The sequence below is a fragment of the Streptomyces sp. CBMA152 genome (genome assembly GCF_014596475.1).
Classification (GTDB): Bacteria; Actinomycetota; Actinomycetes; order Streptomycetales; family Streptomycetaceae; genus Streptomyces.
On the sequence record NZ_MECJ01000015.1, the window covers coordinates 126197 to 148832 of the forward strand.

Sequence of the window (22636 nt, forward strand, 5' to 3'; positions counted from 1 at the left end):
TTGTCGGTGCGACAAGGCATACTCGACGGGTGAGTACGATTCCCGAGATCCGCACCTTGCCCGTTCCCGACGGCCTTGAGGGCGAGCGCGTCGACGCCGCCATCTCCCGCATGTTCGGGTTCTCCCGTACGAAGGCGGCCGAGCTCGCCGCCGCGGGGAAGGTCCTGGTCGACGGCTCGGTGGTGGGCAAGTCCGAGCGGGTGCACGGGGGTGCGTGGCTGGAGGTCGAGATGCCCCAGGCGCCCGCGCCGGTGCAGATCGTGGCCGAGCCGGTCGAGGGCATGGAGATCGTCCACGACGACGACGACATCGTCGTGATCGTGAAGCCGGTCGGCGTCGCCGCCCACCCGAGCCCGGGCTGGACCGGGACGACGGTCATCGGCGGCCTCGCGGCGGCCGGGTACCGGATCTCGACCTCGGGCGCCGCCGAGCGCCAGGGCATCGTCCACCGCCTCGACGTGGGCACCTCGGGCCTGATGGTCGTCGCCAAGTCGGAGCGGGCGTACACCTCGCTGAAGCAGCAGTTCCGCGAGCGGACCGTCGACAAGCGCTACCACGCCCTGGTCCAGGGCCACCCGGACCCGATGAGCGGCACGATCGACGCGCCGATCGGGCGCCACCCCAACCACGACTACAAGTGGGCGGTCACGGCCGAGGGCAAGGCGTCCGTGACGCACTACGACCTCATCGAGGCGTTCCGGGCGGCCTCGCTGCTCGACATCAAGCTGGAGACGGGCCGTACGCACCAGATCCGCGTGCACATGTCCGCCCACCGCCACCCGTGCGTGGGCGACCTGACGTACGGCGCGGACCCCACCATCGCCAAGCGCCTCGGCCTGACCCGGCAGTGGCTGCACGCGGTGCGCCTCGGCTTCACGCATCCCGGCGACGGCGAGTGGGTAGAGTTCGAGAGCCGCTACCCGGACGACCTGCAGCACGCGCTGGACGTGATCCGCGCGGAGAGCGAGTGACGGCGTTCGCCGTCCGGGTCGTCGACGGCCCGGCTGACCTCCAGGCGTGCTTCGCGGTACGCCGGGAGGTCTTCGTCGTGGAGCAGGGTGTGCCGGAGGAGATCGAGTACGACGCGCTCGACGCGGTGGCGGTGCATGTCCTGGCCGCGGCCTCGGGCGGGTCGCCGCTCGGTACCGGCCGACTGCTGCACGGCGCTGCCGCTGTGGGCCGGACCGGTGGTGACGCCTCCGTGGGGTCCCTCGGGCGCCTTGCCGTCACCGGTGCGGCGCGGGGGCTCGGCGTGGGGGCGGCGTTGGTGCGGGCCATCGAGGATGAGGCCCGCCGCTTGGGTCTGGCCGCGGTGGATCTGCATGCGCAGACGCGTGCGGCGGGGTTTTACGAGCGGCTCGGTTACGTGGCGTACGGGCCCGAGTTCCCCGATGCGGGGATGCCGCATGTTGCGATGCGACGGGCGCTTTAGCGCTGCGCGCGTGAGTTTTTCGCCTGCGGGCCGGTGGGGGCTGGTCGCGCAGTTCCCCGCGCCCCTTAAATGGGCCCTTCGGGCCCTCCTAGGTGCGGGATCAGCCACGCACGGTCCGCAGCCTCACGTCGCCCCCGGGGGGTTCGTGGCACGCTGAGGGCCTTGATCGGCTCGCCTCGCCCGGAGGGCACCGTGGATCAGCTGGCCCTGCTGTTCGTGCTGCTGCTCGGCGCGGTCGTCACGGTCCCGATCGGGGACCGGCTCGGGCTGCCCGCGCCGGTGCTGATGACCCTGCTCGGCGGCGTCCTCGCCCTCGTCCCGGTCGTGCCGAACGTCGCCGTTCCGCCGGACTACATCCTTCCGCTCGTCCTGCCGCCGCTGCTGTACGCCTCCGTACAGCGCACGTCCTGGCGGCAGTTCGCCGCCAACGTACGGCCGATCCTGCTGCTCGCGGTGGCGCTGGTGTTCGTCACCACGGCGGCCGTCGCGGCCGTCGCGCAGGCCGTCGTGCCGGGGCTGCCGATCGCCGCCGCCGTCGCGCTCGGCGCCCTCGCCGCACCGCCCGACCCGGTCGCCGCCACCGCCGTCGCGGGCTCGCTGGGGCTGCCCCGCCGGCTGGTGTCGATCCTGGAGGGCGAGGGGCTGTTCAACGACGTCACCGCGATCGTGCTCTACCACGTGGCGATCGCGGCGGCCGTCAGCGGAGACTTCTCCTGGCCGGACGCGGTGGGCGAGTTGGTGCTCTCGGCCGTGGTGGCCGTCGCCGTCGGGCTCGTACTCGGCTGGGCCGCCAACAAGTTGATGGGCCTGCTCGACGACGCCACGCTCCAGATCGGGCTGACCCTTCTGGTGCCGTTCGTGGGGTACGTACTGGCCGAGGAGTTCGGCGGGTCCGGAGTGCTCGCCGTGCTCACCCTCGCGCTGTTCCTGGCCGAGCACGCGCTCGACGCCGACGATGTGCAGGGGCGGCTCGCGGGGGCCACGTTCTGGCAGATCGTCGACACTCTGGTCACGGGGATCGCGTTCGGTCTCATCGGCCTCGAACTGCACAACGTGTTCGGCACTGCGACCGGCCGCGTCGGCGAGATGGCGGGCTGGGGCGCGGCGGTCGTCGGGGTCGTGGTGGGCGTACGCCTGCTGTGGCTGCTGCCCGCGACCTGGCTCGCCAAGCGGCTGCACACGCGCCGGGACTACGACGAGGAGATCCCCACCAGCTGGCGGGAGACCATCGTCATGTGGTGGGCCGGGATGCGGGGCGTGGCCTCGGTGGCGCTCGCCCTCGCGATCCCGTTCAAGACGGACGACGGCTCGCCCTTCCCCGGGCGCGACGAGATCGTGTTCATCGCCTTCTGCGTGATCATGGCGACGCTGGTGTTCCAGGGGCTTACCCTGCCGTCCCTGGTGCGGCGGCTCGGCGTACGGGCCGACACCGACGCCGAGCGCGCGCTGGAGCGCGAGCTCGCGATCCGCGCGGCGAAGGCCGCGAAGCGGCGGCTGCGGGAGATCGAGGACGTGGAGGAGCTGCCGGAGGAGGTCATGGAGCAGCTGCTGCGCAGGGCGTACGACGTGGGGGCGCGGATCAGTCCGGACATGGTCGACGAGGAGCGGCGGGAGGCGTACGCGAAGCGGGTTCAGCGGTTGCGGACGGTGCAGCGGATTCAGCGGGAGATGATGTCTGCGGCGCGGCATGAAGTGCTCTCTGCGCGCAGTGAGCCGGGCGCGGACCCGGAGATCGTGGACCGGGTCCTGCGCCAGCTGGATGTCCGCAGCCTGCGGTGACGTCGGGGGCTTCGCCCCCGAACCCCCTGTTCGTCTGCGGACCGTGGGCCGTTGTGCCCACCCGTGCCGCCCCGGCGGCACGCATGCCCACAACGGCAAGGGAATTGATGCGCTGCGCCCCCAGGAGGTTCAGCCCTGTTCGTCCGCCTCCGCCGTGGCGATTCGGGGGAGGGCGTACGGGTGGCGGGTGTGGAGCCAGGTGATCATTTGTTCGCGGACCGTGACGCGGACCGTCCAGATGTCGCCCGCGTCCTTCGCCGTGACCGTCGCGCGCACCACGATCGTGGACGGGGTGGTGTCCGTGACGGCCAGTGCGCTGTCGCGGCCGTCCCAGGCCGGGCACTCGCGCAGGATGTCCGCCAGCTGCTCGCGCATCAGCGCGATGGGCGCCGAGTGGTCGAGGTGGAAGAAGACCGTGCCGGTCATCTGCGCCCCGCCGCGCGACCAGTTCTGGAACGGCTTGCTGGTGAAGTACGAGACCGGCATGGTCAGTCGGCGCTCGTCCCAGGTGCGGACCGCGAGGAAGGTCAGCGTGATCTCCTCGACCACGCCCCACTCGCCGTCCACGACGACCGTGTCCCCGATCCGCACCATGTCGCCGAACGCGATCTGCAGCCCCGCGAAGAGGTTGCCGAGCGTCGACTGGGCGGCCACACCGGCCACGATGCCGATGATGCCCGCCGAGGCGAGCAGCGAGGCTCCCGCCGTCCGCATCGCAGGGAACGTCAGCAGCATCGACGCCGCCGCGACCACGCCCACGACCGCCGTCACCACGCGCTGGATCAGCGTCACCTGCGTACGCACCCGGCGCACGCGCGCGGGATTCAGCGCGGAGGCCGCGTAACGGGCGTACGAGGCCTCGACGACCGCCGCCGCGATCCGTACCACCAGCCAGGCGCTCGCGCCGATGAGGACCAGCGAGAGCGTCTGTCCCAGGCCCTCCTCGTGGTCCTTGACCGGTCGCCATTTGATCTGCCCGTACGTGCCTCTCAGAAGCGCGGCCAGGACCACGACCTGCAAGGGGACGCGGCAGCGGCGCAGCAGGCCCCACAGCGGGGTCTCGCTGTGCCGGGCGTCGGCACGTCGCAGCAGTCGGTCGGCCAGCCACACCAGGGCCAGTGTGAGCACGACCGAGCCGCCGATCACGATCAACGGGCGCAGCACGTTCTCCATGCCCCCGACCGTAGCTGGCACCATGGCCCCATGAACATCATGCTTTTCCATTCGGCGTACGGCCTGCGGCCCGCCGTGCACGAGGCGGCCGAGCGGCTGCGCGCCGCCGGACACGTGGTGCACGTGCCCGACCTCTACGACGGCCGTACCGCCGAGACCGTGGAGGAGGGCATGACGATCCGCGACGAGATCGGCAACGACGAGCTGCTCAAGCGGGCCATCCTGGCCGCCGCACCGCATTCCGAGGCGGGTCTGGTCTACGCCGGGTTCTCGCTCGGCGGCTCGCTCGCGCAGACGCTGGCGCTCGGTGACGAGAAGGCGCGTGCTCTGCTGCTCTTCCACGGCACCGCCGACATCGCCGAGGACGCCTCGGTGGACGAGCTGCCCGTACAGCTGCACGTGGCGGACCCGGACCCGTTCGAGACGCACGACTGGCTGAACACCTGGTACCTGCGGATGGGCCGGATCGGCGCCGACGCGGAGATCTACCGGTACCCGGGGGCGGGGCATCTCTACACCGACCCCGGCCTTGCGGACTACGACGAGGCGGCCGCCGAGCAGAGCTGGCGGACCGCGCTCGCCTTCCTCGAAACGCTGTAGTCCGCGGCTCAGACGACCGGCGAGTAGACCCGCTCGGCCTTCTGGGTGCCGTTGAGCGTCCGGTACGAGCGGGTCCACGAGGACGTCGCGTCGCGCCTGCGCTTGTCGGACAGCGAGTAGTAGTCCATCTGCGAGCGCTGGGCGGTGACGTCCAGGACGCCGTAGCCGTGCCCGTCCATGTCGACCCACTTCACATGGCGGTTGGCGGCCTTGACCGCGGCGGCCGCGACCAGCGAGACCGTGTGCGCGGGCACATGCAGGGTGTCGTCGAGGTTGTCGGAGGTCACGGAGGTCACCACGAACTCCGTGGCCGCCGACTTCGACAGCGGATACGTGCCCGCCTTCACCGGTACGTCGTTGGCCCACGCCATGTGGATGTCACCGGTGAGGAAGACGGTGTTGGAGATGCCGTTGTCCACCAGGTGGCTCAGGAGCTCACGGCGGTCGTCCGTGTAGCCGTCCCACTGGTCGACGTTGATGGCGATGCCCTCCTGGGGCAGGCCCAGCAACTTCGCGATGGGCGCGGTCAGTTCGGCCGGGAGCGAGCCGAAGGCCACCGGCGAGATCATCACCGGGTTGCCGACCAGCTTCCACGCGGCCTGCGACTGCGAGAGCCCGCTCTTGAGCCAGTCCAGCTGGGCCCGGCCGGTGATCGTACGGTCCGGGTCGTCCACCTTGCCGCTGCCCACCTTCGCCTGCTGGGAGCGGAAGGAGCGCAGGTCGAGAAGGTGCAGATCGGCCAGCTTGCCGTACTGGATGCGGCGGTAGGTGGTGCCCGCGATCGACGGGCGGACCGGCATCCACTCGAAGTACGCCTGCTTGGCGGCGGCCACCCGGTCCGACCAGTCGCCCTCGGCGCCCGGCGTGTGGTTCTCGGCCCCGCCGTTCCACGCGTCGTTGGCGAACTCGTGGTCGTCCCAGATCGCGATCATCGGGTGCGCGTGGTGCATCGCCTGGGTGTCGGCGTCCGCCTTGTACTGGCCGTGCCGGGTGCGGTAGTCGGCGAGGTTGATGATCTCGTGCGTGGGCTCGTGCTGTCGTACGACGTACTTGGCCGCCGGGTAGATACCGGTCGCGTACTCGTAGATGTAGTCGCCCAGGTGCAGTACCGCGTCCAGGTCCGAGCGGGCGGCGAGGTGGCGGTACGCCGAGAAGTAGCCGGACTCCCAGTTGGAGCAGGAGACCACGCCGAAGCGGACGTTGGCGGCCGCCGCGTCCGTGGCGGGGGCGGTGAGCGTACGGGCGACGGGGGAGACCGTGGTGCCCGCCGTGAAGCGGTACCAGTACGGCGTCGCGGGGCGCAGACCGCGCACATCGGCCCGGACGGTGTGGTCCGAGGCGGCGGTCGCGGTCGTGACGCCCTTGGCGACGATCCGCGCGAAGCCCTTGTCCTCGGCTATCTCCCAAGTGACGTCCGTGTCCGGGCCCTTGCCGGAGCCCGGCACGGCCTCGGGGGCGGGGGTGACCCGGGTCCACAGCAGGATCCCGTCGGGCAGCGGGTCGCCCGAGGCGACGCCGTGCAGGAAGGCGGGGGCCGACGACGCGGTGTCGGCGACGGCGGCGGTCACGCCGGCCACCAGGGGTGCGGCGACGACGGCGGTGGCGGCAGCGGCCTTGACGACCGAGCGGCGGGTGGGGGTTGAGGTGAATCGACTGGTCACAGCCGCACACCTTACTGACGGGTAGTGAGAACGGGCAGGCTCACGCCCAATGTTCGCCTGCCCGTTCACATACCGTTACCCGAACCGGGTCAGCCCTTCAGGGCCTTGTCGATGGCCTTGGTGAACGAGGCCGGGTCCTGCGGCGCGTTGTCGCTGCCCTCGGCGGTGATCTTCTTGCCGTCCATCTTGAGCGTAGGCGTTCCGGTCACACCGCTGTCGTCGAACTTCTTCGACATGGTGAGCGCCCACTTGTCGAACGTGCCGTCCTGCACGTCCTTCTGGAACTTGGCGTTGCCCTTGAGCGCCGGCACGGTGTCGGCGACCTGGAGCAGATAGTCGTCCTTGGCGAACTTGTCGCTGGTCTCGGCCGGGTGCCACTTCGCCGAGTAGAGCTGCGCCTTGTACTCCATGAACGCCTCGGGGCTCACGTTGAGCGCGGCGCCCAGCGCGCTGAGCGCGTTCTTGGAGCCGGTGCCCGGGCTGCCGTTGTCGATGAAGGTGGCGCCGATGAACTGGATCTTGTACTTGCCGGCGTCGACGTCCTTCTTCACCGTGGAGCCGACCTGCTCCTCGAAGACCGAGCAGATCGGGCAGCGCGGGTCCTCGTACATCTCCAGGGTCTTCTTGGCCGTCGGCTTGCCGATGACGACGGTGGTGCCGTCGGTGCCCGTGCTGTTGGCGGGCTTCACCAGCGCCTTGTCCTTGGCCGCGTCCCACGCGTCGGGCTTGTTGGCCTGCATCACCGCGTAGCCGACGCCGCCGGCTATCGCGAGGACGCCGACGATCGAGCCGGCGACGACCACCTGGCGGCGGACCTTGTCCTTCTTTGCCTGGCGCTCGCGCTCCAGTCGCAGCCGATCGCGGGCGGCCGCCTTGTTGGCCTGGCTGTTGCGTGAACTCATGATCGTTTTCTCCGTGTGGCAGGTGTGGCAGGTGAGAAAGTGCTGTGAGGGGACTGCTGTGTTCGTACGGCCGTGCTCAGACGGCTACGAGCAGCGTCGAGCAGGGCGGTCCCCGCCGGCCCACGGAGTGCACGAGCAGCCGCGCGCGGGATGCCGAAGGGCTCCGGCGCACGGGGCGCACGCGCAGTCGTACGGTACGGAACGCGCCGCCCACCACGGCGACCGCGAGCAGCAGCGGCCGGAACGCGAGCAGCGCGACCGTGCGCACCAGCCGGGCCAGCGCCGCCTCACCGCGCCGCAGCCACAGCGCGGCCAGCAGCCCGATCACCAGATGCGCCGCGAGCAGCAGCCACGGCACGGCAGGTCCGGGCCCGGCGAGCAGCGCGGCGGCGCGGGCCCGGGAGTCCGCGACACCGGGCAGCTCGCCGCCCATGCCCCCGCCGCACAGCACGTTCACGCCGACCGCCCTGAGCGCGCCCGCGACCGGGCCGCCGGACGGCCCGTAACAGACGTGCTGGCCGGTCGAGAAGACGGTGTCGGCGGCCAGTTCGAGGGGGACGAGCAGTCCGGCGATCGACCAGAAGCCGCGCTCGCGGCCCGCCAGCGCGTAGGCGACGAGGAACACCGTCGCCGCCGCCCCGGCCACCAGCGGCGTCGGCAGCGGGACCCGGGAGAGCAGGACGTGGGACGCGCTGGAGAGCGTCACGACGAGCGCTGTGAAAAGCGCCGCGCGTGCCGCTCTGAGTCGCGTATCCGATATGTCCACTGCGTTGGCCTCGGGGTGATCCGGGGTCCGGGGAGGGTCCCCGGAAATGCTGTCGTCGGCGACGAGTCTCCCATGGGCCGCTGTCGGGGGCGCCTAAGAAATCGGTGAGACTACAGACCCGGAATCCGACCGTTACGGAACAGGTCGACGAAGATCTGGTGGTCCGCGCGGGCCCGCGCCCCGTAGCTGTGCGCGAAGTCGACGAGCAGCTCTGCGAAGCTCTCCTCGTCGGCCGCGATCGCCGCGTCTATGGCCCGCTCGGTGGAGAACTGCACCAGGTCCGAGTGGCCGCTCTCGTCGTCCGCCGCCGCGTGCATGGTGGCCGTCGCCCGGCCGAGGTCGGCGACGACCGCCGCGATCTGCTCCGGGTCGTCGATGTCCGACCAGTCCAGGTCCACCGCGTACGGCGAGACCTCGGCGACCAGCTGCCCGGCCCCGTCCAGCTCCGTCCAGCCCAGCCACGGGTCGGCGGCGGCCTGCAGGGCGCGCTGCGAGATCACCGTGCGGTGGCCCTCGTGCTCGAAGTAGCCGCGCACCGCCGGGTCGGTGATGTGCCGCGAGACCGCCGGGGTCTGCGCCTGCTTCATGTAGATCACGACGTCGTTCTCCAGGGCGTCGCTGTGTCCTTCGAGCAGGATGTTGTACGAGGGCAGCCCGGCCGAGCCGATCCCGATCCCGCGCCGACCGACGACGTCCTTCACCCGGTAGGAGTCCGGGCGCAGCAGGCTGGAGTCCGGCAGCGTCTCCAGGTAGCCGTCGAACGCGGCCAGGACCTTGTAGCGGGTCGCCGCGTCCAGCTCGATCGAGCCGTCGCCCTCGGTGAACCGGCGTTCGTACTCGCGGATCTCGGTCATCGAGTCCAGGAGCGAGAAGCGCGTACGCGCGCGTGCCGCCCGCAGGGCGCCGAGCAGCGGCCCCTCGGCCGTGTCCAGGGTGAACGACGGCACCTCGTCGTCCTTGGCGCCGGCGGCCAGCGCGTGGATGCGCTCGCGGTAGGCGGCGGCGTAGATCCGCACCAGCTCGGTGATCTGCTTGTCGCTGAGCGCCTTGGCGTGGCCGATCAGGGCGAGCGAGGCGGCGAAGCGCTTGAGGTCCCAGGTGAAGGGGCCGACGTACGCCTCGTCGAAGTCGTTGACGTTGAAGATCAGCCGGCCGTTGGCGTCCATGTACGTACCGAAGTTCTCGGCGTGCAGATCGCCGTGGATCCACACCCGCCCGGTCCGCTCGTCCAGATACGGCCCGCCGCGCTTCTCTGCGTCCAGATCCGCGTAGAACAGGCAGGCCGTGCCCCGGTAGAAGGCGAACGCGGAGGCCGCCATCTTGCGGAACTTGACCCGGAACGCGGCCGGGTCGGCGGCCAGGAGCTCACCGAAGGCGGTGTCGAAGACGGAGAGGATCTGCTCGCCGCGCTGCTCGGCGGTGTGCTGCGGGACCGACATCTCCGGGTGCCTCCTGGTGCGTAAAGCTGGGTGACAAGGTCGTGCTGCGTACGAAAAGGGACTGCTGTGCTGCCCCTTCAACGCGCGACCGTACCTCGTAGTGCCCCGGGTCCCGCTACCCGCCGCGGTCGTCCACAGAGCCCTCCGAGTGTCAGTGGGGCCACGTAGACTTCCAGGCTGTCCCCTCGCTATGAGACCCCCCGAGCCGCAGGAGGCCCCAGCCGTGTCAAAGCCGCCGTTCACGCACCTTCACGTCCACACCCAGTACTCGCTGCTGGACGGTGCCGCGCGGCTCAAGGACATGTTCGACGCGTGCAATGAGATGGGCATGACGCACATCGCCATGTCCGACCACGGCAACCTGCACGGGGCGTACGACTTCTTCCACACGGCCAAGAAGGCCGGTGTGACGCCGATCATCGGCATCGAGGCGTACGTCGCCCCCGAGTCCCGGCGCAACAAGCGCAAGATCCAGTGGGGTCAGCCGCACCAGAAGCGGGACGACGTGTCCGGTTCCGGTGGTTATACGCATAAGACGATCTGGGCGGCGAACCGCACCGGGCTGCACAACCTCTTCAAGCTCTCCTCCGACGCGTACGCCGAGGGCTGGCTGCAGAAGTGGCCCCGGATGGACAAGGAGACCATCTCCCAGTGGTCGGAGGGCCTGATCGCCTCCACCGGCTGCCCGTCGGGCGAGCTCCAGACCCGGCTGCGGCTCGGGCAGTACGAGGAGGCCCGCAAGGCCGCCGGCGAGTACCAGGACATCTTCGGCAAGGACCGGTACTTCCTGGAGCTGATGGACCACGGCATCGACATCGAGCGCCGGGTCCGCGACGACCTCCTGAAGATCGGCAAGGAGCTCGGCATCCCGCCGCTGGTCACCAACGACTCGCACTACACGTACGCGCACGAGGCGACCGCCCACGACGCGCTGCTGTGCATCCAGACCGGCAAGAACCTCTCGGACCCCGACCGCTTCCGCTTCGACGGCACCGGCTACTACCTCAAGTCCACGGACGAGATGTACGCCATCGACTCCTCGGACGCCTGGCAGCAGGGCTGCGCCAACACGGCGCTGGTCGCCGAGCAGGTCGACGTCAGCGGCATGTTCGAGGCCAAGAACCTGATGCCGAAGTTCGACATCCCGGACGGCTACACCGAGGTCACCTGGTTCCGCGAGGAGACCATGCGCGGCATGCACCGCCGCTTCCCGGGAGGCATCCCGGAGGACCGCATGAAGCAGGCCGAGTACGAGATGGACACCATCATCTCGATGGGCTTCCCCGGCTACTTCCTCGTCGTCGCCGACTTCATCATGTGGGCGAAGAAGCAGGGCATCGCGGTCGGCCCCGGCCGAGGCTCCGCGGCCGGCTCGATCGTGGCGTACGCGATGGGCATCACCGACCTCGACCCGATCCCGCACGGCCTGATCTTCGAGCGGTTCCTCAACCCCGAGCGCGTCTCGATGCCCGATGTCGACATCGACTTCGACGAGCGTCGGCGCGTCGAGGTGATCCGGTATGTGACCGAGAAGTACGGCGCCGACAAGGTCGCCATGATCGGCACCTACGGAAAGATCAAGGCGAAGAACGCCATCAAGGACTCCGCGCGAGTCCTCGGCTACCCGTACGCGATGGGCGACCGGCTCACCAAGGCGATGCCCGCCGACGTCCTCGGCAAGGGCATCGACCTCAACGGCATCACCGACCCCAAGCACCCCCGCTACAGCGAGGCGGGCGAGATCCGGGGGATGTACGAGAACGAGCCGGACGTGAAGAAGGTCATCGACACCGCCAAGGGCGTCGAGGGCCTGGTCCGGCAGATGGGTGTGCACGCGGCCGGCGTGATCATGTCCAGCGAGCCCATCGTCGACCACGCCCCGATCTGGGTGCGGCACACGGACGGCGTGACCATCACGCAGTGGGACTACCCGCAGTGCGAGTCGCTCGGCCTGCTGAAGATGGACTTCCTGGGTCTGCGCAACCTGACGATCATGGACGACGCCGTCAAGATGGTGAAGTCCAACAAGGGCATCGATCTCGACCTGCTGGCCCTGCCGCTCGACGATCCGAAGACCTTCGAACTGCTCCAGCGCGGTGACACCCTCGGTGTCTTCCAGTTCGACGGCGGGCCCATGCGGTCCCTGCTGCGGCTGATGAAGCCCGACAACTTCGAAGACATCTCCGCCGTGTCCGCGCTCTACCGCCCGGGCCCGATGGGCATGAACTCGCACACGAACTACGCGCTGCGCAAGAACAAGCAGCAGGAGATCACCCCGATCCACCCCGAGCTGGAGAAGCCGCTCGAAGAGGTCCTGGCGGTCACCTACGGCCTGATCGTCTACCAGGAGCAGGTCCAGAAGGCCGCCCAGATCATCGCCGGGTACTCACTCGGCGAGGCCGACATCCTCCGCCGCGTCATGGGCAAGAAGAAGCCCGACGAGCTGGCGAAGAACTTCACCATCTTCCAGAGCGGTGCCCGCAAGAACGGCTACTCCGACGAGGCCATCCAGGCCCTGTGGGACGTGCTGGTCCCGTTCGCCGGCTACGCCTTCAACAAGGCGCACTCCGCCGCGTACGGCCTGGTCTCGTACTGGACCGCCTACCTCAAGGCGAACTACCCCGCCGAGTACATGGCGGGGCTGCTGACCTCCGTCAAGGACGACAAGGACAAGTCGGCGGTCTACCTCAACGAGTGCCGTCGTATGGGCATCAAGGTGCTGCCGCCCAATGTGAACGAGTCCGAGTCCAACTTCTCGGCGCAGGGCGACGACGTGATCCTGTTCGGCCTCACGGCCGTGCGCAACGTCGGCCAGAACGTGGTGGACTCGATCATCAAGTCCCGCAAGGCCAAGGGGAAGTACGCCTCGTTCCCCGACTACCTCGACAAGGTCGAGGCGGTCGTCTGCAACAAGCGCACCACGGAATCGCTCATCAAGGCGGGCGCGTTCGACACCATGGGCCACACCCGCAAGGGTCTGACCGTGCAGTTCGAGCCGATGATCGACAACGTGGTGCAGGTCAAGCGCAAGGAGGCCGAGGGGCAGTTCGACCTCTTCGGCGGGATGGGCGACGACAGCGCCGACGAGCCGGGCTTCGGGCTCGACGTCGAGTTCGGCGACGTGGAGTGGGAGAAGGCGTATCTGCTCGCCCAGGAGCGGGAGATGCTCGGTCTGTACGTCTCGGACCACCCGCTCTTCGGGCTTGAGCACGTGCTCAGCGACAAGGCGGACGCGGGCATCGGCCAGCTCACCGGCGGGGACTACGCGGACGGCTCGATCGTCACCATCGGCGGCATCATCTCGGGCCTCCAGCGCAAGATGACCAAGCAGGGCAACGCCTGGGCGATCGCCACCGTCGAGGACCTGGCGGGCTCCATCGAGTGCATGTTCTTCCCGGCGACCTACCAGCTGGTCTCGACCCAACTGGTCGAGGACGCAGTGGTGTTCGTCAAGGGCCGCCTCGACAAGCGCGAGGACATCCCGCGCCTGGTCGCGATGGAGCTGATGGTCCCCGACCTGTCCTCGGCGGGCACCAACGCGCCGGTGGTGCTGACCATCCCGACGGTGAAGGTGACCCCGCCGATGGTCAGCCGCCTGGGTGAGATTCTCGGCCACCACAAGGGCAACACCGAGGTGCGGATCAAGCTCCAGGGCCCGCGCAAGACGACGGTGCTGCGGCTCGACCGCCACCGCGTCCAGCCGGACCCGGCGCTCTTCGGCGATCTCAAGGTGCTGCTCGGCCCGTCCTGCCTGGCGGGCTGAGTCGGCCGACCGCTTTTATTTCCCGCAGTTGTACGGGGCATACGACCGCGTACGGACATAAGGGCATACGGAAGGGGCGCGTCCCATTGGGGTGCGCCCCTTCCGTATTTGTGTGCCTGGTGCGTGTGGAGTTATCAGTTGTGACCGAAGCGACGCTGGTGCTTACGGGCAACATCCGCAGGGCTGCCCTGTGCCTGGGTCTGCGGCTGGGCCTGCGACTCCATCGCGGACCGCACGGCTTCCTGCTGCCCGCGCTCCGCCTGGGAAGCCTGCTTCTCCTTGCGGTTCTGCTTGTTCTTGGCCATGGTGATGCCTCCTGGGGGGACTAGGGTCCAGGGCCGCTGCCAGACTCACACACCTTGACAAAGCGCGCATTTCGGATCATTACCGTGCGTAGTCACCCGTGCGGGACGCGCAGTGTGCGGGTTCGCCACGCCGATGATCGAGTTCCGGCCGTTAAGGCTCACCAGGTCGGGCAGACTCGAAGGAAACCCGAAGTTCGTTCCCTGATCTCTCGATCTCCTGCACTCTTATCTCTCTGATCTCTTTGCCGCTGATCTTTTGATTTTCAAGGTTATGAAAGAGGGTGGAACGCGTGGACCGCTGCGTCGTCCTGGTGGATGCCGGTTACTTGTTGGGCGCCGCCGCGAGCCTTCTGGCCGGAGAACCGGCCCGTTCACGGATCACCGTCGACCACGCCGCCCTGATCCAGGCGCTGCGCGAGCGGGCGGAGGCCGACACCGAGCAGCCGCTGCTGCGGATCTACTGGTTCGACGGGGCCCCCGACCGCGTACCGCAGCCGGAACACCGCAGGCTGCGGGTGATGTCACGGGTGACGGTCCGGCTCGGCGCACTGACCCGGAGCGACGGGCGGTGGGCGCAGAAAGGCGTCGATGCGGCGATGCACGCCGAGCTCACCGAGTTGGCCAGAAACCGCGCCTGCTCGGATGTGGTGCTCGTGACCGGTGACGGCGATCTGCTGCCCGGTCTGATGTCGGCCAAGGAACACGGGGTCGCCGTGCACCTGTGGGCCGTACAGGCCGCCGACGGCGACTACAACCAGTCCGAGGACCTGGTGGCCGAGGCCGACGAGCGGCGGGTGCTCGACCGGGCGTGGATCACCCAGGCGGTCCGGGTCAAGGACCTCACCACCATCTACGCCCCGGCCGCCGCCCCCCGCCCCGAGATCGCGGCGATCCTCTCGGCCCCGCTGCCCGAGTCGGCGCTCGCCGCCTCCGCCGAGCGCGCCGCCGAGGCCCAGGCCGCGGCCGTACGCAACGGGACGGCGCCGCCCGCGACGGCCAACGGCAACGGCTCCTCGGCCCCCGCGCCCGGGCCCGGCGTCAAGGGCGTGCCCACCCCGAAGGACCTGGCGGGCCTGCGCGGGCCCGGGACGCCGCCCGCGTCGCCGCACGCCCCGCACGCGACCCTGCGCTGGTCCTCCGACAAGGGGTGGGTCGAGCGGCCCGGCTCCACGCTCGGCGAGTCCCCGGAGACCGCCTCGCTGCCGACGCTGGCCCAGCTGACCAGCGCGGAGCAGCGGTGGGCGGACCGCGAGGAGGACATCACCACGGTCGGGGGCGATCCGTACGAGGTGGGGCAGGTCTTCGCGCGGCGCTGGATGGAGCGGCTGCCGGAGTCGGCGCATGTGCAGAAGCTGTCCACGATGTACCCGCGCATTCCGCACCGTATCGACGGTGAACTGCTTCGGTACGCGGCGCGGTTCGGGCTGCTCGCGCACAAGGACGACCAGATCGACGAGCACGACCGGTATGCGATCCGGGCCGGGTTCTGGCGGGAGATCGACGTCCGGGCCGCGGCGGAACGGGTTCCCGCGGGGGAGTGACCGGTGTGCGGGGCGCGGTGTGAGGCCTCGGTGGTCGTTCGGCTTGCTGAACTAACTGGGGGTCCGGGGGTGGGACTGGCCGGATGACCCCGTAGGCTCGTTGTCCGTGAGTATCGGCACAGCAGTGGCGGGGGGCGGCACCGTGTGCGCGGTGCGGGGCCTCGTCAAGACGTACCCTGCCGCGCGCGGCAGACGTGGCAGGGCCGGTACGCCCGAGATCAGGGCCACCGACGGGGTCGACCTCGACGTGCGGCGCGGCGAGATCTTCGGGCTGCTCGGGCCCAACGGCGCGGGCAAGTCGACCCTGGTGCGCCAGCTGACCGGGCTGATGCGGCCGGATTCCGGCAGCGTCGACGTGCTCGGCCACGACCTGGTGCGCCACCCGGAGCGGGCCGCGCGGCTCATCGGCTACCTCGGGCAGGAGTCGACCGCCCTGGACGAGCTGACCGTGGCGCTCGCGGCCGAGACCACCGGGCGGCTGCGCGGGCTGAGCGCCCGGGACGCGCGGGCCGAGCGCGACGCCGTACTGGAGGAGCTCGGGCTCACCGAGCTCGCCGGGCGGCCGCTCAAGAAGCTCTCCGGTGGACAGCGGCGGCTCGCCTGCTTCGCCGCCGTACTCGTCGGCGACCGGCCCGTCCTCGTCCTCGACGAGCCGACGACCGGCATGGACCCGGTGGCCCGGCGGGCCGTCTGGGCCGCCGTCGACCGGCGCCGGGCCGAGCGCGGCGCGACCGTCCTGCTCGTCACCCACAACGTCATCGAGGCCGAGACCGTGCTCGACCGGGTCGCGGTCCTGGACCGCGGCAAGGTCATCGCCTGCGACACCCCGGCGGGCCTGAAGGAACGGGTCGCGGACGAGGTACGGGTCGAACTGGTCTGGCGCGAGCGGGCGCCCGTCGAACTTCCCGAGGTCGCCGCGCTGCGGGCGTCGGCGCAGGAGTCGGGGCGCCGCTGGGTGCTGCGGCTCGGCCCGGACGCCGCGCGCGCCGCCGTCGCGGCGGTCACCGGCGGCCCGGCGTTCGCCGCCCTCGACGACTTCACGCTGGCCACGCCGAGCCTGGAAGACGTCTATCTCGCCCTCGGCGGACGTATGGAAGGTCTGGTGAAGGCGTGAGCGCGATTCCCCTGGAGGTTTCCGTGGAGGCGGCGGCCCCCGGTGCGCGCGTGGTGACCGCGGCGCCGCTCGCGCCCCGGGCCCGGCTCTTCCCCGCCCTCGCGGCCGTCTACCGGGCCCAGCTCTCGCGGGCCAAGGTGGCCCGTATCCCGCTTCTGTTCGTGGCGACCTTCCAGTCCATCGGGATCATGGTCCTGATGCGGGGCGTCGTGGACGGCGGCAGCGAGGCGCGGGCCGTGGTCGCCGGATCCAGCGTCCTGGTGGTCGCCTTCGTGGCGCTCAACCTGCTCGCCCAGTACTTCGGGCAGCTGCGGGCGGGCGGCGGGCTCGACCACTACGCGACGCTGCCGGTGCCGCCCGCCTCCGTGGTGCTCGGCGCGGCGGCGGCGTACGCCTCGTTCACCGTGCCCGGCACGCTGGTCACGGCCGTCACCGGGTGTGTGCTGTTCGGGCTGCCGCTGGCGCATCTGTGGGTGCTCGCGGCGGTGATCCCGCTGTCGGGCGCGGCCCTCGCGGGCCTCGGCGCGGCGCTCGGGCTGCTCGCCCCCCGCCAGGAACTCGCCACCCTGCTCGGACAGTTGGGCATGTCGGCTGCGCTGCTGCTCGGCGTGCTCCCGGCGGACCGGCTGCCGGGACCGATCGCGTACGCACGTGATCTGCTGCCCTCGACGTACGGGGTGGAGGCGTTCGCCCGGACCTTCGGCGGGCATCCCGACTGGGCGGTCGTGGGGCTCGACCTGGGGGTATGCGCGGCAGTGGGCGTCGTCTCGCTCGCGCTGGCCACCTGGGCGTACCGCCGGGCGGCGGTCTCCCGGTGAGGCGGCGCACAGGAGCGCCTGGCACGATGGCGGGGTGACCGCACCTCTGACTCCGCCTCACCAGCCGCCCCCGAACGACGGCTGGCAGGACCGTACGCCCGGCTCAGGGCCCGGGGCCGTGGGCCCCGCCGATGCCGTGCCCGTCGGCGAGGAGGGAAGCGGGATGCGGACCGAGCTGAAGGCGGAGCTGCGGGACGCCGTGGTCGCGACGGTCGCCGTGGCGGTCTCGGGCGTCCTGCTCGGACTGCTGTGGGTGTGGCTGGCGCCCCGGGTGCCGCTCGTCGCCGACGACAAGGCCGTGTTCCTGAAGGACACGGAGGGCGAGGAGGCGATCGGGGCGGACGGAACGTTCATCCTGCTCGCGCTGGCGTTCGGTGTGGTGTGCGCGGCCGTGGTCTTCCTGCTGCGCAAGCGGGGCGGGATTCCTGTGGTGTCGGGGCTGGCGCTCGGTGCGCTGCTCGGGTCGCTGCTGGCGTGGCGGGTGGGGATGTGGCTGGGGCCGAACCAGGACGTGGTCGCTGCGGCGCGGGCGGCGGGGAAGGGTGTGACGTTCTCCGCTCCCCTGAAGCTGAACGCCAAGGGGGCGCTGCTGGCGTGGCCGCTGGCCGCGATGGCGGTCCACCTGGGGCTGACGGCGCTGTTCGCCCCGCGTGATCCGGAGCCGGTCCCGGACGTCTGGGCCCCACCGGAGATTTAGCCCCTCCCCGCCCCTTCCCGAAAGCCTCCGGCGGGTGTCGTTCGTCTGCGAGCCGGTGGGGGCTTGTCGCGCAGTTCCCCGCGCCCCTAGGAGGGCCCGAAGGGCCCATTAAGGGGCGCGGGGAACTGCGCGAGCAACCCAGCACGATCCGCACCCGAAAAGATCCCTCGGAGAGTTTCGGGAAGGGGCGGGGTGGGGGAGCTGACGCCCGTTACGCCGGGCGGCGGCCGTGGTTTGCTTTGCCCTTGCGGATGCGCCACTTGCGCTTGCGGGTGCGTTTCGACATGGGGGCAACGTGCTCGCCCCGCGGCGATGTGTCCAGGGGCAATACCGGTCAGGCGCGGCCCACCGCCGCGACCACCGCTCCCGTCAGCGCGACCAGGTCGGACGGCGCCAGTTCGACCTCCAGGCCCCGCCGCCCCGCCGACACGCAGATCGTGGCGTGCGCGGACGCCGACGAGTCCAGGACCGTACGGAGGCGCTTGCGTTGGCCCAGCGGCGAGATGCCACCCCTGACGTACCCCGTCGTACGCTCCGCCGCCGCCGGATCAGCCATCGCCGCCCGCTTGCCCCCCACCGCCGCCGCCAACGCCTTGAGGTCGAGCGAGCCCGCGACCGGGACCACCGCCACCGTCAGCTCGCCGTCCACGTCCGCCACCAGCGTCTTGAAGACGCGGTCGGGGGACACCCCGAGGGCCTGGGCCGCCTCCTCCCCGTACGACGGGGAAGCGGGGTCGTGCTCGTACGCGTGCATGGTGAACGACGTGCCCGCCGCCGTCAGCGCCACCGTCGCCGGTGTGCCCCCGGCCGCCTTCTTCTTCGCCAACGCACCGGTCCTCTACATCAGTTGGGGCTCGTGGGAGAGCGGGTCAGGTCCACCGCCGGGAGCGACGGGAGGTGGCGGATCACTGCGGTCTCGGCGCGCAGGAGCTGGAGCTCCTCGCGCAGCCGCGTGGCCGTGTCCGGCGCCTGGAGCAGCCGCTGCTTGGCCGGGACGTCCAGGACGGCGGCCGCCGCCACCAGGTACGAGACCACCGACGGCTCGTCGGGCAGCTCGGCCGAGCCGGTCATCGAGCGCTCACGGGCGCCCGCCAGCCGCTTCTGGTACGCCCGGAACGCCCGCAGCACGCCCTCCGCCAGCGCCCCCGCCTCCTCGCCCGGCTCCTCCGGCAGCTCCTCCAGCTCGGCCGTCAGATACGGGCCGCTCGCGTCCACCGAGAGGAGCTTCACGCGGGTGGTGCCGGTCGCCAGGACCTCGAAGCTGCCGTCCGAGCGCTCCCGGATCGTCGCCGCGTCGGCGACACAGCCCACCTGGTGGAACGCCTGGATCGGGTCGGAGCCGAACCCGGCCGCCGGGCCCTTCTCGGGCAGCGCCGTCTGGTCCGGCAGGCCGGGCCCGGTCGGCGCGACCTCCCGGCCGTCGCGGATCGCGACCACGGCGAACCGGCGCGGCTCGTCGTCGGAGTCCGAGCCGGTGCCGGAGTCCGGGCCGGACTTCAGCAGATCGCGCATCATGGCGCGATACCGCTCCTCGAACACGTTCAGCGGCAGGACGAGGCCGGGGAACAGTACCGAGTTGAGCGGAAAGAGGGGGAGGCGTGCGGTGGTCACAACGCTCAAGCGTAATGGTCGCCGGACCGGCTGCGTCCGGGCTTCCCCAGGGCGCTCGCACCGGGCGGCCCGGCGGCCCGGCCGGGGGCCTTCGCCGGTGCGTTCCGCAGCGGGTCCACGGGGCCGGCCGGATCCGCCGCCGGACCCTGTTCGCGCCCCAGCGGCATGCCCGCCGCCACCTGCCTGCGCGCCCCGTCGCGCAGCTCCACGAACCGGCCCAGCGGGTCGTCGTCGAGCCGCGCCCACGGGAAGGCGGTCACATACGGGCCGATGCGCCGGAACTGCTCAAGCGCCTCCTCGTACCGCCCGCGCACGACCAGGACGTACGCCAGCAGATTGCGCACCTCGGCGGGCCACGGGTCGCCCACCTCGTACGCGGCGGAGAGCGCGACGGCGAGGTCGGCCGCCGCGTCGATGCGGTCGCTGAACAGCTCCTGCGGGCTCTGCCGGCCCGGCAGCGGCGTCGCCCCGGCGGCCAGGCACGCGAACGCGGCCCGCACCGGCAGCGCCTGCACCAGCGAGCCGGGCAGCGCGTCGGCGGCCGCCTCCTCGGCGAAGCCGAAGCACTCGCGGTGCGAGCCGTACCACTGCGCGGAGAGGTACTGAAGGGCGGCGACATGGCAGCCGTAATGGTGAGAGGAGCGCCCGACCGCCTCCGCCCACAGCGACTCGAAGGCGGTGTGCGGCGCATGGGTGCCGCGCGCGTGGTCGAGCGCGATGCGCCACGGCACCGGGTCGGCGGGCTCGGCCGAGGCCGCCGCGTCGATCAGCGGCGCGACCTCCCGCAGCAGTTCCGCGCGGGCGGGCGAGCCCCAGGCCCGTACGATCGCCAGCTCCGCCTTGACCAGCAGGGCGTCCGGGTCCCGTGGCGCGGCGGCCAGCCAGTCGGCGAGCCAGTCCGGACGGCTGACGGCGAACGCCGCGAGCCGCATCGTGTACCGGTCGCGGTTCTCCCACTCGGCGGACTCCCGGGTGGTGGCGAGGAGTGCGGCCACCCCTGCGTACTCGCCCCCGGCGGCGGCCACCAGCGCGGGGCCGAGCCGCCCGTCGGGCGCGTCGAGGAGCAGTTCCTCGTCGGCCGGGAGGGCGGCCGCGAGGTGCGGGGTGTGCCTGACCGCGCGGACGGCACGGATCAGGGCGCGTACGAATGACATGGTGCGAACCATTCAAAACCGCAGGTCGGAGCTCCGCCAGTGGTGTGCGGTGAAGAGTCTGTGGCGGCCGTGACGGTTGTACGGGCGCGGGTCAAGGCGTTGCAAATTTCGGCCGGGCGCGGTGCCGGTCATGGCATGGACGTGGCCATGGCGCCCGCCGTCCTCCAAGCCTCCCTCAGCCGCGTCGCAGCAGCCGTGAGGCGCCTGCCGCCACCGTCGTCGCCAGGATCCAGCCCAGCAGGATGAGCGCCGCCGAGACCCACTGCCAGCCGCCGTGCAGCTTCCAGTAGCCGTCCTGGCCGAGGTTGACCACGGGGATGAGGAGGTCGAGGGCGTACAGGGAGGCGTTCCAGTCGGGGTGTTCGTCCGCCTTGATCGGCTGCGGGTCGTAGTGCGAGAACGCCAGCGCGCCCATCGCCCACAGGATCGCCATCCACAGCGCGGCCCGGCCGGGCCGGTAGCCGTACGCCACGGTGACGTCCTGGAGCACGCCCCACAGCTTGCCCGCGAGCGGCAGCGTCTCGCGGCGTCGGCGCTGCTTGGCGAGCAGCACCTCGCGCGCGTCCGCGTCCTCGCCGCTGTTGCGCAGCACGGTCGCGAGGCGCTCGTACGGCTCCGGCGCGTACTCGGGGGTCGCGGCCGCCACCCACTCAAGCCGTCTGGTCAGCGGGAACAGTCCGCGCGGGATCAGGTTCTCGTAGCTGAAGCCGCCCATCGCCAGGCCCCCGGGCCCCGGCCAGCTGGTCGACATGTCGACGAGGTTGACGACCCGGGCGCCCGAGAGCACCACCTTGCCGTGCTCCGGCCGCTCGCCGAGGAAGCGCAGCTCCGGCGTCTGCACCCGGCGCAGCGACAGCTCCTGGTAGTCCCGCATCACGAAGCGCGCGCTCTGCAGGTCCAGGGCGTCCCCGAACCGCCCGTCGTCCAGACGCAGCCCGCCCTCGCAGACGAACGGCTGGACGCGGGTACCCCGGGCCGGGGTGCTGGTGTAGTTCGTCCCGTACGGCGGTGTGGTGGTCTCGGTCGCGCCCGGGGAGACCGCGGCCGCCGTCATGTAGACCGTGCGCTCCACGGTGAGCTGCGGGGCGTTGAGCGCGCGGCGGCCCTCCGGGTTCACGAGTTTGCTGCCGCGCAGGCTCAGGGTGACCCCGACCTTGGCGGAGCGCAGGCTCACCTCGCCGTACGACTCGATGAGCTCGGCCTGGAGGTCCTGGGCGACCGAGAGACCGTCGGCGGCGATCGAGCGGCCCTTGCGGTCGGGGTGGATCACGGCCTCGTTGAGCAGCAGATCCGTACCGATGTGGGCGTCGGTGAGGCGGATGCCGTGGGCGATGCGGCAGCGCGGCAGATGCAGATCGCCCTCGGTCTGCAGGCGGGCCGCCTCAAGGCGGGGAATCGCGCAGCGGACCATCCGCCAGGTGGTGACCCGGCACTCGGGCAGCAGCACCTCGTTCTCGAACCGGCAGTTGTTCAGCTCGACGTACGGCGTGACGGTGCCGCCGGCGAGGTTGAGGGGCCCCATGATCTGCACGCCGTTGAGCTTCAGCGCGGCGACCCGCCCGGGCATCGCGGACGGCCCGTTGAGCAGCACGCGCGCGACCGCCCGCGCGCGCACCGTGCGCTCGGGCCCCCAGGCGCGCCCGGAGAACGGGTCGTCCCGCAGCGGATTGCGGGTGCGCAGGTCGTAGGTGCTGCCGTTGCGGAAGTTCGTCCACATCCCCCGCTCCACCGGGCTGAACCAGCCCGGTGGCGTCTCGTCGTCCGCCGCCACGGTCACTGCCGTCCCCCTCGTCCCCTGCCGGTCCCGCACCCTCGCGTGCGTGTGTAACGGAGTGAACGCTAGTGGTCACTGTCGAAGTGCGGGACGGGCGGGACACGTAT

The 22636-nt window shown here is 71.0% G+C and carries 19 protein-coding genes; 9 read left to right on the forward strand and 10 right to left on the reverse strand.

The window, feature by feature from the left end; all coding sequences use genetic code 11:
- Positions 1–29: 29 nt before the first annotated feature.
- From BG418_RS13895 to BG418_RS13905, 3 genes are all read left to right on the forward strand, one after another.
- Positions 30–971, forward strand: a complete 942-nt coding sequence (locus BG418_RS13895; protein ID WP_188274133.1) for an RluA family pseudouridine synthase — start codon at positions 30–32, stop codon at positions 969–971.
- Positions 968–1432, forward strand: coding sequence for a GNAT family N-acetyltransferase (locus BG418_RS13900; RefSeq protein ID WP_188274134.1), 465 nt, complete (start codon positions 968–970; stop codon positions 1430–1432). The genes BG418_RS13895 and BG418_RS13900 overlap by 4 nt, the downstream gene beginning before the upstream one ends.
- 192 nt (positions 1433–1624) lie before the next feature.
- Positions 1625–3211, forward strand: coding sequence for a Na+/H+ antiporter (locus tag BG418_RS13905; protein WP_188274135.1), 1587 nt, complete (start codon positions 1625–1627; stop codon positions 3209–3211).
- Positions 3212–3340: 129 nt separating this feature from the next.
- On the opposite strand, the gene BG418_RS13910 is transcribed toward BG418_RS13905, so the two are convergent.
- Positions 3341–4384: a mechanosensitive ion channel family protein gene (locus BG418_RS13910; protein WP_188274136.1), complete on the reverse strand. Its 1044-nt coding sequence runs from the start codon at positions 4382–4384 to the stop codon at positions 3341–3343.
- A gap of 30 nt (positions 4385–4414) precedes the next feature.
- Between BG418_RS13910 and BG418_RS13915 the strand changes: the two genes are divergently transcribed.
- Positions 4415–4984 carry a dienelactone hydrolase family protein gene (locus BG418_RS13915; protein ID WP_188274137.1) on the forward strand — a complete coding sequence of 190 codons (570 nt, stop codon included), beginning with the start codon at positions 4415–4417 and terminating at the stop codon, positions 4982–4984.
- Positions 4985–4992: 8 nt separating this feature from the next.
- Here the strand turns inward: BG418_RS13915 and BG418_RS13920 are convergent, their stop codons facing one another.
- The 4 genes from BG418_RS13920 to BG418_RS13935 all read right to left on the reverse strand — a co-directional run bounded on the left by BG418_RS13920 (position 4993) and on the right by BG418_RS13935 (position 9752).
- On the reverse strand, positions 4993–6645 hold the full coding sequence (locus BG418_RS13920) for an alkaline phosphatase (RefSeq protein ID WP_188274138.1): 1653 nt from the start codon (positions 6643–6645) through the stop codon (positions 4993–4995).
- A gap of 89 nt (positions 6646–6734) precedes the next feature.
- On the reverse strand, positions 6735–7547 hold the full coding sequence (locus tag BG418_RS13925) for a thioredoxin domain-containing protein (RefSeq protein ID WP_188274139.1): 813 nt from the start codon (positions 7545–7547) through the stop codon (positions 6735–6737).
- Between the two features lie 76 nt (positions 7548–7623).
- Entirely contained in the window at positions 7624–8313 is a 690-nt protein-coding gene (locus BG418_RS13930) for a hypothetical protein (RefSeq protein ID WP_188274140.1), read from the reverse strand.
- A gap of 110 nt (positions 8314–8423) precedes the next feature.
- Entirely contained in the window at positions 8424–9752 is a 1329-nt protein-coding gene (locus BG418_RS13935) for a DUF2252 domain-containing protein (RefSeq protein WP_188274141.1), read from the reverse strand.
- A 223-nt stretch (positions 9753–9975) separates the two neighbouring features.
- On the opposite strand from BG418_RS13935, the gene dnaE reads away from it, so the two are divergent.
- Positions 9976–13515, forward strand: coding sequence for a DNA polymerase III subunit alpha (dnaE, locus tag BG418_RS13940; RefSeq protein WP_188274142.1), 3540 nt, complete (start codon positions 9976–9978; stop codon positions 13513–13515).
- 134 nt (positions 13516–13649) lie between these two features.
- On the opposite strand, the gene BG418_RS13945 is transcribed toward dnaE, so the two are convergent.
- On the reverse strand, positions 13650–13820 hold the full coding sequence (locus tag BG418_RS13945; RefSeq protein ID WP_188274143.1) for a hypothetical protein: 171 nt from the start codon (positions 13818–13820) through the stop codon (positions 13650–13652).
- A 281-nt stretch (positions 13821–14101) separates the two neighbouring features.
- Between BG418_RS13945 and BG418_RS13950 the strand changes: the two genes are divergently transcribed.
- The 4 genes from BG418_RS13950 to BG418_RS13965 all read left to right on the forward strand — a co-directional run bounded on the left by BG418_RS13950 (position 14102) and on the right by BG418_RS13965 (position 17990).
- Complete coding sequence (locus BG418_RS13950; RefSeq protein WP_188274144.1) at positions 14102–15361, forward strand: NYN domain-containing protein; 1260 nt, start codon at positions 14102–14104, stop codon at positions 15359–15361.
- Positions 15362–15503: 142 nt separating this feature from the next.
- Positions 15504–16475: an ABC transporter ATP-binding protein gene (locus tag BG418_RS13955; protein WP_188274486.1), complete on the forward strand. Its 972-nt coding sequence runs from the start codon at positions 15504–15506 to the stop codon at positions 16473–16475.
- A 5-nt stretch (positions 16476–16480) separates the two neighbouring features.
- Complete coding sequence (locus tag BG418_RS13960) at positions 16481–17293, forward strand: ABC transporter permease (RefSeq protein WP_398998946.1); 813 nt, start codon at positions 16481–16483, stop codon at positions 17291–17293.
- Between the two features lie 34 nt (positions 17294–17327).
- Positions 17328–17990, forward strand: a complete 663-nt coding sequence (locus tag BG418_RS13965) for a hypothetical protein (protein WP_188274145.1) — start codon at positions 17328–17330, stop codon at positions 17988–17990.
- Between the two features lie 334 nt (positions 17991–18324).
- On the opposite strand, the gene ybaK is transcribed toward BG418_RS13965, so the two are convergent.
- The 4 genes from ybaK to BG418_RS13985 form a co-directional block, all read right to left on the reverse strand.
- Entirely contained in the window at positions 18325–18816 is a 492-nt protein-coding gene (gene ybaK / locus BG418_RS13970; RefSeq protein ID WP_188274146.1) for a Cys-tRNA(Pro) deacylase, read from the reverse strand.
- A 17-nt stretch (positions 18817–18833) separates the two neighbouring features.
- A complete protein-coding gene (locus BG418_RS13975) occupies positions 18834–19601 on the reverse strand; it encodes an LON peptidase substrate-binding domain-containing protein (RefSeq protein ID WP_188274147.1) in 768 nt (255 codons plus the stop codon).
- A 5-nt stretch (positions 19602–19606) separates the two neighbouring features.
- Positions 19607–20767 (reverse strand): hypothetical protein, encoded by a 1161-nt coding sequence (locus BG418_RS13980; RefSeq protein WP_223184796.1) that lies wholly within the window; start codon positions 20765–20767, stop codon positions 19607–19609.
- 163 nt (positions 20768–20930) lie between these two features.
- Positions 20931–22472 carry an oxidoreductase gene (locus BG418_RS13985; protein WP_188274488.1) on the reverse strand — a complete coding sequence of 514 codons (1542 nt, stop codon included), beginning with the start codon at positions 22470–22472 and terminating at the stop codon, positions 20931–20933.
- Positions 22473–22636: the final 164 nt, after the last annotated feature.

Bases quoted from the DNA above. Each gene is read 5' to 3' on its own strand.
- BG418_RS13910 (WP_188274136.1), bottom strand. From the start codon at position 4,384: ATGGAGAACGTGCTGCGCCCGTTGATCGTGATCGGCGGCTCGGTCGTG.
- BG418_RS13915 (WP_188274137.1), top strand. From the start codon at position 4,415: ATGAACATCATGCTTTTCCATTCGGCGTACGGCCTGCGGCCCGCCGTG.
- BG418_RS13925 (WP_188274139.1), bottom strand. From the start codon at position 7,547: ATGAGTTCACGCAACAGCCAGGCCAACAAGGCGGCCGCCCGCGATCGG.
- BG418_RS13935 (WP_188274141.1), bottom strand. From the start codon at position 9,752: ATGTCGGTCCCGCAGCACACCGCCGAGCAGCGCGGCGAGCAGATCCTC.
- BG418_RS13945 (WP_188274143.1), bottom strand. From the start codon at position 13,820: ATGGCCAAGAACAAGCAGAACCGCAAGGAGAAGCAGGCTTCCCAGGCG.
- BG418_RS13980 (WP_223184796.1), bottom strand. From the start codon at position 20,767: ATGGTTCGCACCATGTCATTCGTACGCGCCCTGATCCGTGCCGTCCGC.
- BG418_RS13985 (WP_188274488.1), bottom strand. From the start codon at position 22,472: ATGTGGACGAACTTCCGCAACGGCAGCACCTACGACCTGCGCACCCGC.